Source organism: Agrobacterium larrymoorei (genome assembly GCF_013322225.1).
In the GTDB taxonomy this organism is placed as follows: Bacteria; Pseudomonadota; Alphaproteobacteria; order Rhizobiales; family Rhizobiaceae; genus Agrobacterium; species Agrobacterium larrymoorei_A.
This window is the reverse complement of the sequence record NZ_JAAMFB010000043.1, coordinates 1-17,290: the sequence shown is the minus strand read 5'-3', so window position 1 is coordinate 17,290 and position 17,290 is coordinate 1. Positions and strand designations below refer to the sequence as shown.

17 protein-coding genes are annotated in these 17,290 nt (G+C 56.7%); 6 read left to right on the top strand and 11 right to left on the bottom strand.

Going from position 1 to position 17,290, the window contains the following annotated elements:
* Nucleotides 1-43: 43 nt before the first annotated feature.
* The 3 genes from G6L28_RS21195 to G6L28_RS21185 all read right to left on the bottom strand — a co-directional run bounded on the left by G6L28_RS21195 (nt 44) and on the right by G6L28_RS21185 (nt 2,344).
* Entirely contained in the window at nt 44-1,291 is a 1,248-nt protein-coding gene (locus G6L28_RS21195) for a type II toxin-antitoxin system HipA family toxin (protein ID WP_012478038.1), read from the bottom strand.
* Nucleotides 1,284-1,619 (bottom strand): helix-turn-helix domain-containing protein, encoded by a 336-nt coding sequence (locus tag G6L28_RS21190; protein ID WP_012478037.1) that lies wholly within the window; start codon nt 1,617-1,619, stop codon nt 1,284-1,286. Before G6L28_RS21190 ends, G6L28_RS21195 begins: the two co-directional genes overlap by 8 nt.
* A gap of 203 nt (nt 1,620-1,822) precedes the next feature.
* Entirely contained in the window at nt 1,823-2,344 is a 522-nt protein-coding gene (locus tag G6L28_RS21185; RefSeq protein ID WP_327785659.1) for a DUF72 domain-containing protein, read from the bottom strand.
* 310 nt (nt 2,345-2,654) lie between these two features.
* Here G6L28_RS21185 and G6L28_RS21180 point away from each other — a divergent pair, with 310 nt between their 5' ends.
* Entirely contained in the window at nt 2,655-2,870 is a 216-nt protein-coding gene (locus tag G6L28_RS21180; RefSeq protein WP_035258441.1) for a DUF3072 domain-containing protein, read from the top strand.
* Nucleotides 2,871-2,914: 44 nt separating this feature from the next.
* Here G6L28_RS21180 and scpB read toward each other — a convergent pair whose 3' ends face one another.
* Complete coding sequence (scpB, locus tag G6L28_RS21175; RefSeq protein WP_012478035.1) at nt 2,915-3,607, bottom strand: SMC-Scp complex subunit ScpB; 693 nt, start codon at nt 3,605-3,607, stop codon at nt 2,915-2,917.
* Between the two features lie 2 nt (nt 3,608-3,609).
* The gene (locus G6L28_RS21170; protein WP_065657626.1) at nt 3,610-4,563 is read right to left on the bottom strand and encodes a DUF1403 family protein; all 954 of its coding nucleotides are present in this window, start codon (nt 4,561-4,563) and stop codon (nt 3,610-3,612) included.
* Between the two features lie 124 nt (nt 4,564-4,687).
* On the opposite strand from G6L28_RS21170, the gene G6L28_RS21165 reads away from it, so the two are divergent.
* Entirely contained in the window at nt 4,688-5,821 is a 1,134-nt protein-coding gene (locus G6L28_RS21165; RefSeq protein WP_012478033.1) for a site-specific integrase, read from the top strand.
* A 182-nt stretch (nt 5,822-6,003) separates the two neighbouring features.
* On the opposite strand, the gene repC (G6L28_RS21160) is transcribed toward G6L28_RS21165, so the two are convergent.
* From repC (G6L28_RS21160) to repA (G6L28_RS21135), 6 genes are all read right to left on the bottom strand, one after another.
* Nucleotides 6,004-7,323: a plasmid replication protein RepC gene (gene repC, locus G6L28_RS21160; protein WP_012478032.1), complete on the bottom strand. Its 1,320-nt coding sequence runs from the start codon at nt 7,321-7,323 to the stop codon at nt 6,004-6,006.
* 214 nt (nt 7,324-7,537) lie between these two features.
* Nucleotides 7,538-8,554: a plasmid partitioning protein RepB gene (gene repB, locus G6L28_RS21155; protein ID WP_012478031.1), complete on the bottom strand. Its 1,017-nt coding sequence runs from the start codon at nt 8,552-8,554 to the stop codon at nt 7,538-7,540.
* 103 nt (nt 8,555-8,657) lie between these two features.
* Complete coding sequence (gene repA, locus G6L28_RS21150) at nt 8,658-9,875, bottom strand: plasmid partitioning protein RepA (RefSeq protein ID WP_012478030.1); 1,218 nt, start codon at nt 9,873-9,875, stop codon at nt 8,658-8,660.
* A gap of 941 nt (nt 9,876-10,816) precedes the next feature.
* Entirely contained in the window at nt 10,817-12,031 is a 1,215-nt protein-coding gene (repC, locus tag G6L28_RS21145; protein WP_172691037.1) for a plasmid replication protein RepC, read from the bottom strand.
* Between the two features lie 174 nt (nt 12,032-12,205).
* Entirely contained in the window at nt 12,206-13,165 is a 960-nt protein-coding gene (gene repB / locus G6L28_RS21140; RefSeq protein WP_172691036.1) for a plasmid partitioning protein RepB, read from the bottom strand.
* A 102-nt stretch (nt 13,166-13,267) separates the two neighbouring features.
* Nucleotides 13,268-14,464: a plasmid partitioning protein RepA gene (repA, locus tag G6L28_RS21135; RefSeq protein ID WP_012478027.1), complete on the bottom strand. Its 1,197-nt coding sequence runs from the start codon at nt 14,462-14,464 to the stop codon at nt 13,268-13,270.
* Nucleotides 14,465-14,829: 365 nt separating this feature from the next.
* Here repA (G6L28_RS21135) and G6L28_RS21130 point away from each other — a divergent pair, with 365 nt between their 5' ends.
* Genes G6L28_RS21130 through G6L28_RS21115 form a run of 4 tightly spaced genes read left to right on the top strand, consistent with a single transcriptional unit; the run spans nt 14,830 to nt 17,122 of the window.
* A complete protein-coding gene (locus G6L28_RS21130; RefSeq protein WP_173994888.1) occupies nt 14,830-15,468 on the top strand; it encodes an acyl-homoserine-lactone synthase in 639 nt (212 codons plus the stop codon).
* Complete coding sequence (gene trbB / locus G6L28_RS21125) at nt 15,465-16,436, top strand: P-type conjugative transfer ATPase TrbB (RefSeq protein WP_065657566.1); 972 nt, start codon at nt 15,465-15,467, stop codon at nt 16,434-16,436. The genes G6L28_RS21130 and trbB overlap by 4 nt, the downstream gene beginning before the upstream one ends.
* Nucleotides 16,426-16,830 (top strand): conjugal transfer pilin TrbC, encoded by a 405-nt coding sequence (gene trbC / locus G6L28_RS21120; RefSeq protein WP_065657565.1) that lies wholly within the window; start codon nt 16,426-16,428, stop codon nt 16,828-16,830. The genes trbB and trbC overlap by 11 nt, the downstream gene beginning before the upstream one ends.
* Nucleotides 16,823-17,122 (top strand): conjugal transfer protein TrbD, encoded by a 300-nt coding sequence (locus G6L28_RS21115; RefSeq protein WP_065657564.1) that lies wholly within the window; start codon nt 16,823-16,825, stop codon nt 17,120-17,122. Before trbC ends, G6L28_RS21115 begins: the two co-directional genes overlap by 8 nt.
* Nucleotides 17,123-17,290 lie beyond the last annotated feature (168 nt).

The window sequence follows — 17,290 nt, the reverse complement described above, 5'->3', positions numbered from 1 at the left end:
ATATATTAAGTTCTAATGGATATCCATCACCATAAATACTATATCAAACAGTGAGCGCTCGGTTAAGGTCGCTATGCTCGAAGGCGCTGGCCATTCGGGTGATTTCGCTGCCGCGCGCACCGACGGCCTTGGCTGTATCGCGCCAGGTCGCGGTGACGGTCGCTACGTCTCTGATGATGCCGCGGGCCTGAGCTAGGGTGAGTGCGAAATACTCCGATGCAGCCTCCAGAAGATCGAGTGAGCAGGTACTCTCATCAAGATCTATATTGGTGCTCAATACCCGCGCCTTGACGTCGGTCGGAACGGGATTGAGATCGTAGGCCGGTGACAACGACCACCCCGCCTTGCCCGACCATAAAAAACCGTGATTACGCAGGTGATCATCGACATTGGAGATTAGCACATTGAAGACCACGCGCCGATAGAGAGCGTGCGCGTCTTCCTTGCCCCGCGCGCCGTGCTCAGCAATAGCATCTACAATTTCCGGATAGCTGCCGCGCTCCCCGTCCCTGGCACCCATCATCGCCATCGCTGATAGAAACGGAATGCGGATGGCACCGTTGCGGTCGAAGCGTCGAGACAACATGACGGCTTTGCCCGCGACCTCGACGAGCTGATGTTGCGGCGTTGCAATACCGGCTTTCTCAGCCAGCCTGAGTGCGACCTCCTCCCAGGTCTCGATGCTGTATTCGTCGGTTTCCTTCGGGAACTTGGCTATGGACAGATGGCCATGTTGATCGACGACAGAGGCTTTCGGTCGGGCACCACCGAGCGAGGATCCGGGTGCAAAAATGAGCTGAAGGTCTTCGTCGGTCTCCTCATCGCGCAGGATGCGTTCGGTGATCTGCACAAGCCGGCCGAGTTCGATTATGGCCGGGACCCCGGTCTGGATGGGCGCCTGAAACACCTCATCTCCGACCCAGCGGAACCGGAGTGCGCCAAGCCGGGTCTCGTCTGCGACACCTAGCAGGTAGTCGCTCTCGGAAAGGGTGCGGACGGCCCGCCCCTCACGCTCTGCGCTACGACGTTCGGCACGTTGCATCAACCGCCGACCCCACGTATCCGGAGCCGAGTCGCCGATGGACCCGAAGGTCGCAAACCCTGCCGGTGGCGCGAAGGCACCACGGGTCAGCGAAAGCGCAGGTTCGAGCGAAAAACGATCAGCGTCTTTCAGCCAAGCGTCATCATACTCGAACATGATTGTTTCTGAGCCTCGAATGCGATTGCTTCTTGCCAGCCCAACGCGCCGCGTACATGCGGCGAGATCGATAAGAACTTCAAAATCAGCCATCGGAAGAAGATCCTGATACGCGCTTTAAACGGACACGCTTTGGCAGATCAGCACTGGCAAGCGCTTGCCCGACACTGTCGTTACCAATATCAGCAACCTTGCTCAGCCCCTCGAGCAGTCCCAAAGCCTGAAGGACCCCGGCATAGATACCGATGCTGACATTCGAATCGCCCGCCTCGATCTTTTGTAACGTCGAGCGAGAGGTAAAGGCTCGCTCTGCCACAACAGCCATCGGCAACTTACGGCGTCGGCGCGCGTCGTGAATGTCCGCGCCGAGCTTTCGCAAAGAACGCCGTACGGCTGCAGACGGCTGATGAGGAGTGGGCATTTGTCACCTTCGTACGGCAATACATTGCTTTATGTAGCACGAAGATGACAAAGTAGCTAGCATAAGTCGATGAAGCATATTGTTTAGCAACGCCTCTTGTACGGCTGGAGCGATAACGGGGTTCATGGCTCTTCACTCATGCGTTGTTTTGCGCCTCCCGAATGCTGCGGCGCCATCCGCTGAGCTGTCGGTCCCTAATAGGTTCATTGCTTCTCAAGCATGATCAGCGCGCTCTCGATCGCAGCCCCGGAGGCCGTATTGTCGAAAATGCACCAACTGTTTGGGGCGAGCAAGTTCGAAAACGCTTCTATCTCGTCTTCCGTGTAACTTGAATAATAGATCTTTGGCTTACCGTGTAGACGGACATAACGCGGAGGCTCGGCGAAATCGTCCGCCGGCCAAACCGTGGCGGGGTCTGCAAGAACCCTGTCGATTGCGTATGTCTTTAGCAGATCTTTTGCTTCGACCGATGCCCAGCTTTTATGCCGCACCTCTATAACGATCTGCCCCGGATCGGCCTCCCGCATCACCTGCAATGTTCGATCCAGTTGCTCTGGGTCGAACGCTAACGACGGTAGCAACTGACAAAGCATCGGGCCGCCTTTGTGACCAAGAGGAGCGATGTCTTCAAGGAAGGTGGCGAGCGGTTCCTCAATATCCTTCGTTGCTCGGGTATGCGTGATGTCCTTGGGGATCTTGACCGAGAACTTAAAATTGTCGGGCACGGCCTCAGCCCACAGCGCAAAGGTGGAGGATTTGCCATCGGTAGAATTTCGAATTAATTTCTACGCCACTGAACACGGACGCATATCTGGCCAACCCACTTCCCTCTGCGGCAAAGCGAGCGCCCACCATTTTCGGGATAGACCAGGCTGCAGTTGCTATGACTGGCATATTCGATCTCTCCATCCCGCGGTCGCACTTTGTCGGCATTGGAGGATCAAAAAGCGGCAACTGAGTTCCGCACTCGGCTTCAAAAGCACACCGAACCAAGACGCGGAAGGAACGTTTAGAGAACAAATTCAGGAGAACGTTATGACTGATAATCCTAAAACCGACACCACGTCCAACACCCAAAAGGATCCGGACGACTGGGTAAGCGGCGATGAGCCAGTGACCGGCGCGCAGGGGTCCTATCTCAAGACCCTGTCGGAACAGGCACCCAAGCCTGACACCTACGCCGAGGACCTGACAAAGGCGGAAGCATCAAAGCGTATCGATGAAATCAAGCAATCGCTCAATCTGGAATGAGGCACGGTCGCGCCACCGAACCAAGCTGTTAAACGCCGTTGGCATCACTCCATAAGGCTCTCATCTGCTTCCGCGATTTGAGATGCCGCACTTTCGCTTTGTATGGCGTATCTGCTGAGCAATCCCGCGTCCTCCAGCGCTTCGATGTTTGGGAGATCACGCAACGTCTCCATATCGAAGGCTGACAGGAAGTACTTCGTCGTCACGTAGGTGTAGGGCGCACCGGGCGTCGGACTGCGTGGTCCGGAACCTATGAGGCCCGCGCCCCGAAGACTGCCGATGGTATCGCGGCTTACTTCCTTGCCAAAAATCTTACTGAGCTCTCCACGGGTGATTGGCTGGAAGTATCCCACAGCCATCAACACCATCGCATCGAACTCTGACAGCACCGCCGCTCCTCCCCGCGTCGGTGCATAAGACGCCCGGATCGTTTCGGCAAAGCGTGGCCGCGTGCGATGCTGCCATCCTCCAGCGACCGACACCAATTCATAGGGACGATCTAACAATTCCTCGACGAGATCGTCGATCAGCAGATCAATGCTGCAGTCCCTACCGACTACCCGCGCCAGCGTCTCGCGGGAAACCGGCTCGGCCGAGGCAAAGATCACCGCCTCGACCCGCATCATCCATTCCCGCCAGCGCAGTTCTGGCGGTAGATCTTCCAGCTCGCGATCGTACAGAATATCCTGTCGATCTTGCGCTGGACGACGGCCTGATTTCGGTGAGCTCGCTTCCATGGTCACAGGCCATAAATCCGAAACGATGATCGGCCCGACAGCTCACGCACCGCCTCAAAACTCTCGAGGCGCTCGAACAGTCGGGTTGCCGCCCATCGCGACAGATTGCCTCCGAGTGCCGAGATCGACACGGAATCTTCCGTCAGCAATCTACGAATGACGGGCTCGGCCCCCTTCGTACGCAATTTCGGCGCGACAGTGAGCAACCGTGCGGCTCGTCGGTCGACCTCGGCGGCAGATCGCAGGGCTGTGTCAGCGCCACTCACCAGCGCCAGGCAAATTGCCTTCTGGTACGCCGGCTCGCCGGGATGGACGCGGCCTCTGCCACCAATCGAGCGGAATGCTGGACCGTAGCGTTCCGGCAACAGCAAAGGTACGGGTTTCAGCCAACTCAGCTTATGCGCGAGCACAGCCTCACCCAGCACTAGCCCCAGCACCTCTGCATCCGGGCGAACAGCAGAGATCGCCGATATAAGGTCCGCCACAGCAAAGGGTGCCGCTCGCCCGGACTGGATGGCGGTATCGGTCAAATCCGGGATCGCCGCAAGGCCATCGTCCCACCGAAGTGCTAACAGGTCAGCGATTTGCTTGACGAAAGAGGTGTTGATGGCCCCGGACCGGCGCGCCAGCTTTCGTGTGGCGAGAAACAGCCTTCCAGCGGGGCCTGGATCGTCTCCCGCAGAGGTCAACAAGACGGCGTCGCGAAGCGCGTCTTCCTCTTCGCTTCGGCCGAGCATTTTGGCAGCGACAGCGGCGGACTTGAGTGCATGGCGATCGCGCCAGCAGTCGAGCCATGGCGGGGATAAGCGGATGAGATCATCGAGTGATTTCAGAGCGATACCGGCAGAGAAGGCTACATCTGAGTCGGTCAGATCCTGTCCGCGTGCCACGACCCAACGCGGCAGGCGGGGCGACCATGTTGAGGCGGGTTCTGTGATGATAGGTAACGAGTCCATGCCGAGGAGAGTAAACCAAGAGAGCGGTTTAATCCAGCCATATCGGATAAAACCGCACAGCATGTCGGCGTATTATTATGTCCGATAATCTTGCATTATCGGACATAATGCTCATTATAGAGAAATGGCCCAAATCATCGAGCAAAACAACGAAATTCACGTCGAGGAGACCTCAGCGCCATCTCTCAGCATGGCGCCCGGGTTTGATGTTTCCGCGCCGGAGGTGTCTGGCGATAGCCCCCTCCCCTCTCTCGTCGGCGAGGATCAGACGCCAGCTCATCTCGCAGGTCTTGCTGATCGCGCCCGGGGTTATGTCGAAGCCGCCAGTTCCGCCAATACCCGCAAGGCTTATGCATCGGACTGGAAGCATTTTGCGGCCTGGTGTCGGCGGTCCAATCTGGCTCCGCTCCCGCCACACCCGCAAACCGTTGGGCTCTATATTACCGCCTGCGCCTCCGGTACGGCTGAACGGGGTGCAAAAGCGAACTCAGTCTCGACCATCGAACGCCGCCTCTCCTCGCTCTCTTGGAACTATGCCCAGCGTGGCCTCTCGCTCGATCGCAAAGACCGGCATATCGCCACCGTGATGGCCGGCATTCGCAATAGCCACGCCAAGCCACCGGTCCAGAAGGAAGCGGTCATGGCTGAAGATATCATCGCTATGGTCGAGACGCTCGATCGCGGTTCGCTGCGCGGCCTGCGCGACCGCGCAATGTTGCTGGTCGGCTTTGCCGGTGGTCTTCGTCGCTCCGAGCTCGTTGGCCTTGATCTGAAGGCAGACCAGACCGAAGATGGGCGCGGCTGGATCGAAATCCTCGACAAGGGAATGCTCGTCACCTTGCGCGGCAAAGCCGGATGGCGAGAGGTTGAGGTGGGTCGCGGCTCGTCTGATACGACCTGCCCGGTCGCCGCGATCGAGATGTGGATCAAGTTCGCCAAGCTTGCGCACGGTCCCCTCTTCCGTCGCGTGACGGGACAAGGCAAAGCAGTTGGGCCAGAACGGCTGAATGACAAGGAAGTAGCTCGGCTAGTGAAGCGGGCCGCGATGGCGGCCGGCGTTCGCGGTGATCTCAGCGAGATCGAGCGTGCGTTTAAGTTCTCCGGTCACTCCCTTCGTGCTGGCCTCGCTTCTTCTGCCGAAGTCGATGAGCGGTACGTCCAGAAGCAACTGGGGCACGCGTCCGCAGAGATGACCCGCCGATATCAGAGACGACGTGATCGCTTCCGCGTGAATTTGACCAAGGCATCAGGGCTTTAGCCGGCCCCCTCCCTCCCCCGCATGAGGTCGTAAGCGGAAATTTTTGGTATGGGAGTTTTAGCTTAGCGCTTCAAATGAAGTCGGGAGCTAAAAGCCACATCCGTCAAGAACCTGATCGATCGCGCCCGACGTTCCGGGTTGATCACTGACGTCGACATCTCGGCGGCTGATTAGCGAGGGGATTACCATGATCTCGGCTTTCTCAGGTTTTTGTGCAGCGATTCCGAAACGTGGAGGCGGCTGTCATCCTCGACCTCCTCAACAGTTCGCGGCTTCCCAACGCCGGTTGCATTCTTCTGATCGTCCAGCTTCGCCCGGCGCAACGCCATGACCATCGGCCAGGTCGAAAACTTCCCATCCTTGGCCCGTTCCGTCAGGCTGCGCAGATAGCCCCCGGCGTTATTGATCTGACCGGCCCGCTGATAGATCGAAGCCAGCGTGATCGCCGCGTGTTGCTCGCCCATGGTTTCGCGGGCCTCCTGCCAGGCGCTCGGACTAATCCCCAGCATCGGCCGGGCAAGCTCAGCCGTCGCCAGCAAATCGCGCCAATGTCGGATTGTCCCTCCCTGAGCCAGTTCCTGCATCTCGGGGCAGGCATCCAGCACGATTCCCAATGGCAGCTCGCGTTGCGGCGAACTCCGCCCGTTTTTGGTTTCCGCAACGCTGCCGCCCGCTTCTTTTTCCTTTCTAGTACCGTATTCAGATTCAAATTTAGAGTCTGGCTTTGAATTCTGTATGTGACGACCGAAATGGGACTCATTGGCGTTCAGAATCACTGATTTCGTAAACAATTCCAATACGTCACGGATCTCAGTGCAGAGTTCCTCGAGCTCCAAGGCAATACTCTCGGTAATCTGGCGAGACGCGGAACGTGGCAGCCGGCCGATGATCCCCTGATAGGTCTGTGAAAATCTTCCCCAATTTCCCGGTACGCTCTCGTCGATGCCCGCGTCGATCATTTTCACGATGTCTCGGCGAAGAAGGGTCAAACGCTCCTTCGCCACTCGGAAGGCCGTCTTTTCAACTTGTACCTCCTGAGCCATATCTCGGAATTCTTCGGACCGCGCCACGATCGGCGACAGATCGAAGCCATAGGCCTGCTTGATCTCTCCTCCCCTTCCTTTGCGAGCGAACCGTTTGCCGTTGGGGCTGTCGCGACGAATGATGAGCCCGCAGTCGACCAGTACGGCAAGATGCCGGCGCAGTGTCGTGGCGGGCATGCCGTTGGCGCGAGCCATCAGTTGCTCGTTAGAAGGCCATACGACCAGTTCGGCGCCACCAGTCAAGGTGATCTCTGGGTGAAATGTCAACAGCGCGTTAAGGATCGAGAGTGAGCGGTCGGTGGCTCCGATCAGTTCCCGCGATTCACGGATGTGCTGGAAAACCTGCCATTTGTTGGCAATAACGTCTGATGCGACCGCTCTTGCTGCCATCTGACTTGCAAGATGGCCGAGCGTCATCGGCCGCCGCCCAAAGGGCGTCGTTGAGATATGCGTCTGCATTTCCTCTTACCTTTTGCTAGGCAATAGAAATCCGCCCGTCGAAATGACGCTTTCCCTTACGGGTCCCTTGACTACGATTCCTGGAAATGCGATTCTCTTAGCTGCTAGACTACAGAGGAGGTCTACTGAAACGCTGTTTCGGGGGCCTTTTTCTTTTGCTGTGAGAGCCAATCCATCTTAATCAAGCAAAGCTTTGAATTGGATGAAACCTTGGCTATTGGTCGAGCTTTCCTCCTCCGGTTGTTTCAAGGAATTGGGCATACAGGCTATCCAACTTGTCAGCGACATATTCGCCAAAGGTTGGCACCAATTTCTCGTCGAAAATCAGCGCCGTTCGTCCGACTTCTTGCCGAATCGTCGCGGCCTTTTTCCCCTTTGGCGTGCTCCAGGCCCTTACTTTTTTTAGAACCTTAGCGGTAGCGGGCGGCTTTGAAACAGCGTTGAAAATGAGGGTAAAGCGGGCGTCGCTATCGGAGTGCTTAAAGTGCTCTAAACTAAGCACCGCTTCGATTGCTTCCCTTGCCTTGGGCTTCCCAAGCTCCTCGGCGAGTGCGACCCAACGCGATCGACCAGCTTTCGACGCTGGACCAATTTGTGTAGCGAGGTTCAGCGGTATTCCCCTCGCTACAGTTATGTAGCGGCTGAGGTCGGCTTTGTCAGTGGAAAGCGCGGCGATGATGGTGGCCCGATCAAATCCTGCATCTTCAAGGCGCAGGGCGAAGAGAGCCTTCTCAATGAATGATAGGTCAGCACGGTCAAGATTTTCGCGGCCTTGAGCCACGACCAGTTCACGGTCCGTGAGATTTCGGACAATTGCAGAAACCTCTCTCCGCAGATTTACCGCTGCGCGCAGCCGACGCCTTCCATATACGATTTGATATCGACCGGCAGCCTCAGGATGCGGCCTGACGAGAATCGGCACCTGCTGTCCATCTTGCGAAATGCTCGCCTCAAGCAGCTCGAACTTCGGATCCACGTCCGCGGGCAGCCGATCCGCGATCGGCGAGCCGTCGATCATGGATGGATCCAGGGACACGACCGCTTCGCCCGCAGCCAGTTGCTCCTGCAGCCGAGCTGCAGCTTTTACTGCCTCGGACATTTCTTGCAAAGACGAACCCATGGCCGAAATCGCTCCGGTACGGACACGAACGGCTGACTTGTCGACTGATGTTCTATCGGTCGCAGGCTGCTTCTTTAGGAACAACGTATCGATTGCGTCTTTGCGACTCATGACATCATCCTCTTGGGCTTGCCGTCGTGCCGTCGCATTTTTGATTGCAAAAGCTCTTGGTTGGGAGCTCCCAACAGATCTGTGAGGAACGCGAATGCTACCATCAGACCCGCCCCCACGCCATCTTGATCAAAGCCTCAATCTCCGAGTTCACCGCATCTAAAGATTCCATCGCCCGGTCGTAGGTTGATCGAGTAAGATTTTTTCGCCCTATCTCGTAGAGTGTCTGCTTGGTCAAACCGGCATCAGACACCGCTGCCGACTTGACCATGGGATTTGTAAGGACGTGATCTTCGAACATGTTGCGGAGCAGTGCCGTCACTTTCGTCTGCGGCGCGTTCTGAGGCTCATAGCGCGTCAAGAGGTAGCGTATGAAATCGTACTGGAGGTTTCCGCCCGCCTCTTTCACCACGCCCAGAAGGTCGCGTGTCATAAGGAGAAACTGGCTCATAGACGCGATGTCCAGCATCTGAGGATGTACGGTGATTACCATTGATGTCGCAGCACACAACCCGCTGAGCGTCAGAAAACCAAGCTGAGGGGGGCAGTCAATAACGACCACATCGTAATCGTCGGCGACGTCGTCAAAGGCTTGGGCAACACGAGTGAAGAACAATCCGTCCCGCGTACCTCTATCAGACAAGGCTTTCGGCGTTGCATGCTCAAACTCCATGAGCTCGAGATTCCCAGGAACCAGATGAAGACCGTCAAAATACGTCGGTCGGATAACATCTCGCAACGGACGGCGTGTCTCGTCATACCGAATAGCAGCATAGAGCGTTTCGTTCGCACGGATATCAGATTCTGGTAGAACGCCGAGGAGTGCTGAAAGACTAGCCTGCGGATCGAGATCAACGGTGAGAACCCTATATCCTTGCAACGCCAGATACTGTGAAAGATGAGCGGACGTCGTCGTCTTCCCAGAACCACCTTTGAAGTTGGTTACAGCAATAACTTGCAAATGCTCAGAACCGCGGCGATGAGGCACAAAATCAATGCTTTCACGACCTCGCGTCGATCCGGCAAGCATTCCCCTGATTTCGTTTATCTGACTGAGGGTGTAAAAGCGCCGCCCGTTACTGGCGAGCTCAGGTTGCGGCCCTTCGCCTGCCAGTGTCATCTTCCGAAGGGTTGAGTCAGATATTTTCATTAAGCGTGCGGCTTCACCCGACGTGAACTTACGCAAGCTCTTGTGCGAGGCCGGCGGAAAAAGAGCCTCGCTCATCGCGTGAAGCTGAGAGCTGAGCTGCTCAGCATGCCCACCAATGGTAACCTCTGCCGACGGGCGATCATTTCGGAGTATGGCAGCGGCTTTGCTCACGGTGTAATCTCTTGTCACGGTTAGGAGGCACGTATTGCCGTTTATCCGTGACGATTACCCAGTGCGGGTGAGGTTGCAAGGCGCTTTTGGTTACTCCTAGGTTAAACGCATTTCAATAGAAATCACATTAAAAGCCGATCCTTTAAAGCCTATCTGTTAATTAGACCGATCCCCTTTGTCGGTGCTACGCGGCGCGAAGTGCAGATTTGCAAGCAGGGACACGCGTCGTGTCATGATTTCTATTCGCATGACCTGTTCATGCGGAGATCATGATGGGGATACTGACAGTCTCACCGAACAGTATCAAGCTCGTCGGATCTTCCTCAAACAGATGACCGCCTTCGCCCGCACCCCGAAGCCATGGAGCAGTGTCAGCGCAGATCGGTGCAGCAGGCCTCCAGCTACTACGATAGCGCTACACAGCGAACTACTAGGCAGCCCCAGGCTTTAGATTAGCTTCTGGCGGAGCTGCCCTCTACTCGGCGGTGACCCTCACCCTTCGCTTGGTCAGGCCGACAAGTGGCAATAAGTCAGCGGCGCCATCGTCGATGTTTGTTTGCAGAACCCCACTAGGGCTTCTGCGCCCGAACAGTCCCTTCACCAATCCTCTAGTTAACCCCTTCAAGGTATACTGCTCGATTCGCTGGCGCGCTCTGATGTTGCCCAAATGGCAATGTTTACGAGACAGCTCTATTAGATTCTCTTCCTCGACGAAGACTGTTCCATGGCTTCTGCTCCTCTTCTCCCAGAAAGTTGCCAGCCGGAAACTTTTAACGGGAGAGGGGATATTATAGTAATATCAGTCGCTTCACGCTCTCATCGTTGAAAACCAGACACCTCGCCAAAGCTTTGAATGGAACGGGGGAGCCGTGAATTCGACAACACTCGTCTTTGCCGTTTCGAGTTCAGCCATTTTCGAGCCACCTTCTGTCAATGGTCATTCACGCAGACTGCTTTCCAGCTTCCCCGCTTAACCGGAGCAGTGCCATCACCATCGGCCCCAGGGAAAACTGCCCTCGCGCTGCCCGGTTGGTGAGATCACGCAGATAGCCACCGGCGGATTTGATATGCCCCGCCCTCTCCAGGATACAGGCGACTGCCACCGCTGTATTTTCAGGTCCCATTGTTTCGCAGGCCTCCTGATAAGCCGACGGGCTGACGCCCAGCATCGATCTCACCACAACCGCGGCCGACATGAGATCCCGCCAGCCACCCACAGTGCCGGCCGGACCATAATCGATGATCTGCGGGCATGCCTTCAACACAACACCCAGAGGGAAGGCCTTCAACGTCTCAGTTTGAGATCCGCGTCTCTTGTTCGGCTTTTCTCCCTGCTCTTTTTCAGAGCTAGGTTCAAGTTCATGGAAGGATTCGGATTTTGAATTCTGTAAGTGCTGCTCAATTTGAGCATCATTGGTGCTATTAAATTTTGAATTCGACTGCAAATCCAACAGATTAACGATCTCCTCGCGCAGGAGTTCGAGTTCATCAAGGATATTGGCGATGTCAGCGGTGGTCGGGTGGCGTGGAATGCGGGAAACGAGGTCGATGTACATAGCCTCGATGGCGAACCAGTCGCCGTCAGCCCCCTCCTCTATCGCTGCAGTGATGAGCTTACGGACATCCCGGCGGCAGATTGTCAGGTTCTCTTTCGCCTTGCGGAACGCTGAGCGCGCTGCGACGACTTTCTGCGCGATGACAGCAAGCTCTTCAGACCGGGCAAGGATTGGCGAGAGGTCGAAACCAAACGCACTCTCAATCTCGCCGGCGCCATTCTTTCTCGCATAGCGCTTTCCGTTGGCACTATCCTTGCGGACAATCAGGCCTGCATCGACCAGAAGCGCTAGATGACGACGCAGCGTAGCGCCCGCCATGCCGTGAGCCCGAAGGATCAATTGAGCGTTTGACGGAAACACGACGAGCTGCGCGTCTTGGCGCAATTCGTTTTCCGGATAGAAGCTCAGAAGAGCGTCGAGCACAGCGAGGCTGTTCGACTGCAGGCCGAGCTCTTCTCTCGCTTCCGAGGCATCACGGAAGACTTTCCATTTCTCAACGGTTTTGCCAGCCTTGATCTCGTTTGTGGCCACTTGCCGTTTAACCAAGGCAAGCGTCATCGGCCGCCGCCCGAAGGGCGTCGTTACATGTCTAGTCTCCATCTCTCTCACCTTTCAAAAGGCAAAGAAAAGGCTACGCCGGGACGGCGTTGACTCTTGACTGGGATTCCGGAAAATGCGATTCTCTAAGCGACCAAACTGAGAGAGGCCTTCTGGAACACCGTTTCGGAGGGCTTTTTCTTTGCGCTATCGTTCCTTTCCTGGTTCCGTTTCGCCTTACTGCTTCGACCTTTTGAACGAAGCGTAGATTTCTGGGAGCGCCGACATCAGGTAGTCCGCAAATTCCGGAGCGGCCTTTTTGTCGATCATTAACGTCAGGGTACGCTTGTCTTGCTTGTAACGAGCGGCCTTCGTGCCGTCCTCAGCTTTCCAAACTTCTACCTCAGTCTTCACTGCCTTTGGCTTCTTAGGGGTGACAGCTTCGAATACCCGAGCGAAACGCTCGTCAGAATTCAATCTTCTCACCTCATCGTCATTGAGCAATGTACGGGCAGTTTCCGATGCGCCAGCTTGTCCCAGACAGGCTGACAATTCGTACCAACGGTCCCGACCTGTTTTAGGGGCAGCTCCAATCAAGCGAATAATATCTGCTGGAAGTTGCTTCGCAGCTTGGATCAAGCGGGAAAGATTGCTTTTATCAACGGCGAGGGCCGCCATGATGACTGGCCGCTGAAATCCACCAGCTTCAAGCTCTGCGGCGTATAGGGCGCGCTCGATAAACGAAAGATCTTGCCGGGCACTGTTTTCTTGACCTTGGGCCAGAACCAACTCGTCATCCGACAGGGTGCGAACGGCGGCCTTAACTTGGATACCGGCAGCCTTCACTGCTCTCAGTCGGCGGCGTCCGTAGGCAATCTGGTAACGACCTTCAACAGACGGGTGAGGGCGCACGAGAATAGGGACCTGTTGACCGTGCTCCCTTATATTTCGAGCGAACTCTTCGAACTGCTCGGGAGATTCTTCCAACCGGTCGGCCACAAGCGGCGCGTCAATGAGATCCGGATCGAGTTCCATAAGGGACTGAGACTTTAAAAGCTCGATGGAACGCGAAACAGCACCGATCGCACCACGCGGAGAATACTGCGGAGTGGCGGCGTCCTGGGTGGCAATATCCTCAGAGTTTCCGGCTGGCAACTTTGGTCCAGCGAGATCTGATAACAGGTGTTTTCTAGCCATTAGTAGCCCCCTCGGGCGTCGAGATTGCCGCCCCACAATAAGCGGTTTCCCGAAAGTTTCCGGCTGACAACTTCTGCGCTTCTACGCGAGATGCGAGCGTCCTCATTTGCGCCCCCATGCGCTTTGAATGAGCTGTGCGATTTCAGTGTTTACATTGTCCAGCGACTCCATCGCTCTGTCGTAGGTCGCGCGCGTAAACTGGTCACGGCTGACTTCATAGAGGGTCTGCTTTGTAATCCCCGCGTCGGAGATAGCTGTGCTTTTCAACATTGGATGATTTAGGACATGGTCGCCGAACATTGTCCTCATAAACGACACCATCTGGTTCTGAGGACCATCACCTGGCTCGTAGCGAGTGACAAGGTACCGCATCCAGTCGTAATTCATGCTTCCGCCTGCATCGGCGACGACGCTTAGCAATTCCGACGTCATCAAAAGAAACTGGCACATCGACATGACGTCCAGCATTTGCGGATGAACCGTGACGAGAACGGCGGTCGCTGCACAGAGAGCGGAAATGGTGAGAAAGCCAAGCTGTGGAGGGCAATCCACGACGACGACATCGTAGTCGTCCGCGACTGAAGCAATCGCATCGTCCATGCGCGTGAAAAAGATGTTCTTCCGATCGTTCGAGCCCAAGACCTTTGCTGTATCGTGTTCGAACTCCATCAGCTCAAGGTTTCCTGGCACCAGGTCGAGGTTGGCGAAGTAGGTCTTCTTGATCACGTCTTTCAACGGGCGACGCTCAGCGTCATAGCGCATCGCACCGTATAGCGTCTCATTGTCCTTGACGTCGAACTCCGGCTGGAACCCGTGTAGTGCCGACATACTGGCCTGTGGATCAAGATCGATGGCAAGAACACGATAGCCGTTCAGGGCGAGATATTGCGCCAAGTGCGCAGCTGTCGTGGTCTTGCCACTGCCACCTTTGAAATTGACAACGGTGATGACCTGCAGATGCTCTTTACCTGAACGTTTGGGGGAATAACGCCGATCGTTTTTTCCGGTTAGATCAAGATATTCTCGAAGGGCCTGAATCGTTTCGACGCTATAGGAGCGACGATTGTTGTTTCCAATTTCGGGCTGAGGGCCTTTCCCTTCGATCGAGAGGTGACGAAGGTATCCGTCATTGACACCGATAAGCTTCGCAGCCTCCGTCGAGGAGAAGGAACGCAAGGTTTTCCGCGCCTCTGGCGGATACAACTTTACACGATGTTCGTGCAGCGCACCGGAGAGGTCTCGCGCGTGGGCCGCGATCAGTTTATGAATAGCCTTTTGAAGCTGAGCCGGATTTTCCACGACTTCCTCTCGTACACACGGTAATTTTCGTAAACACACCTATTTATCGTGGATAGCACAACCGATTCCAGCACGGTTTGCAAGATATTTAAAGTTAATCAATAGTTAACGCGTTTTCGTTGTGTCAGAGACCTATCCCGATTCTTTGATTTGAATCTGTCACTTACACCTGTTTGCGCAAGTCGATCTCGTTGGGACGACATGCAGATTTGCACATGAATCTCCTCCGCCTAGCTCACCACACGCTCACACTCTAAGAGCCGGACCAGCGACTCGCTAGAATCACCTTAGGTGCAGATCTGCACATAGGCACACGCGTCGCGGCGTGATTTCCTTTCGCACGACCTGTTCATGCGGAGATCATCATGCGGATATTGACCGTCGCGCCCGAGAAATACGACCGCCATCGCGACTTCCTGAGACAGATGCACCGTCTTCGCGCGACGGTATTTGGCGGACGTCTCGCCTGGGACGTCTCCATCACCGTGGGAGAGGAGCGTGACCAGTACGATGATTGCAGCCCGACTTATCTTCTGGCAATTGCCGACGGTGGAAAGGTCGCAGGTTGCGTTCGTCTTCTTCCAGCTTCTGGCCCGACCATGCTGGAGCAAACCTTTCCCCAGCTTCTCGATACGGGTTCGCTTGGGGGGCATTCAGGCATGATCGAGAGTTCGCGCTTCTGCGTCGATACCTCACTTGTCTTACAGAGGGAGGGGAGCACACTGAATCTTGCGACGCTCACCTTGTTCGCCGGTATCATCGAATGGTCGATCGCGAGCGGCTACAGTGAAATCGTCACGGCCACCGATCTCCGCTTCGAGCGCATCCTGAAGCGCGCCGGTTGGCCGATGACGCGACTTGGCGAACCCGTCGCGATCGGCAACACCGTCGCCATCGCCGGACGTTTGCCTGCCGACCGAATGAGCTTCGAACGGGTCTGCCCGCCGGGATACCGTTCAATCATCGCAGACGACGACGGCCGACCGTTCAGGAGCGCAGCGTGACCCAGCTTCGCTCCCATCCGCGCCTTGTCCGCAAACTCCAGGACGCGCTCGGCGACCAGCTTTGCGTCGCCCTTGATGACGCGACGGTCGTCGAGATCATGCTCAATCCCGATGGTCGACTGTTTATCGAGCGGCTCGGTCATGGGGTCGAATCAGCCGGCGCAATGACGCCTGCCGCCGCCGAAGTCGTGATCGGCAGTGTCGCTCATGCCCTGCAGTCGGAGGCAGACGGCGAGCGACCGATTATCTCTGGCGAACTGCCGATCGGCGGACACCGTTTCGAGGGCCTGTTGCCACCGATCGTATCCGGGCCGGCATTCACGATCCGGCGGAGGGCGTCGCGCCTCATACCGCTCGACGATTATGTGACGTCGAAAGTGATGACCGAGCGCCAGGCTTCCGCCATCCGCAGCGCGATCGATTCCCGCATGAACATTGTCATCTCAGGCGGGACGGGCTCCGGCAAGACGACGCTCGCCAATGCGATCATTGGCGAGATCGTCGCGTCCGCTCCGAACGATCGCATGGTCATTCTCGAAGACACCACCGAAATCCAGTGCGCCGCCGAGAACGCTGTCTCACTGCATACCAGCGATACGGTCGACATGGCGCGGCTCCTCAAAAGCACGATGCGACTGCGTCCCGACCGCATCATTGTCGGGGAGGTCCGGGATGGCGCGGCACTCACACTGCTGAAGGCCTGGAACACCGGCCATCCCGGCGGAGTCACAACGATCCATTCCAACACGGCGATGTCGGCCCTACGGCGACTGGAGCAACTGACGGCGGAAGCCAGCCAGCAGCCAATGCAGGAAGTGATCGGCGAGGCCGTCGATCTTGTCGTCTCCATCGAACGCACGGGGAAGGGGAGGCGGGTCCGCGAGGTCATCCATATCGAAGGATACCGCAACAGCCACTACCAGACCGAACATTACGCCCAGATCGACGAGGACAGCCATGTCGCGTAAGACCCATCTCATTCTCACAGTCACAGCATTGGCCCTCGTTTCGTTCGGCTCAATGGATGCGGCACTGGCATCTTCCGGTGGCGGCAGTCTGCCATGGGAATCCCCACTCCAGCAGATCCAGCAGTCGATTACCGGTCCCGTCGCCGGCTTCATCGCGCTTGCGGCCGTCGCCATCGCTGGTGCGATGCTGATCTTCGGCGGCGAACTGAACGACTTTGCCCGACGGCTTTGCTACGTCGCGCTGGTCGGTGGCGTGTTGCTCGGCGCCACGCAGATCGTCGCCCTGTTCGGCGCGACAGGGGCGTCGATCGGCGAGCTTCATTCGCAGGCTAACCGGTTCGATTATTCACCCTCCGCCACGCTCATTGAAAGAGGGGAGGGGGATCGTGGCTGAATCTGGCTCGGCTCTCGTGCGGTCGCGGGTTCATCGGGCGCTATCACGTCCGAACCTGCTGATGGGCGCCGATCGTGAGTTGGTGTTGCTGACGGCGCTGGCCGCCATCATCCTGATCTTCGTGGTGCTGACCTGGTATGCAGCACTGTTCGGGATCGCGATCTGGCTGGTCGCGGTTGCAGCGCTTCGCATGATGGCCAAGGCCGATCCGCTGATGCGGCGCGTCTATGTCCGCCACATCTCCTACAAGACATTCTACCGCGCGACATCGTCGCCGTGGCGCAAATTCTGAAGGGGTCGAGATGGTCGTCCTCAAATCCTTCCGTCATTCCGGGCCATCCTTCGCCGATCTCGTGCCCTATGCTGGTCTGGTCGATAACGGCGTCATCCTGCTGAAGGACGGCTCGCTGATGGCCGGCTGGTACTTTGCCGGCCCTGACAGCGAAAGCTCGACGGACGC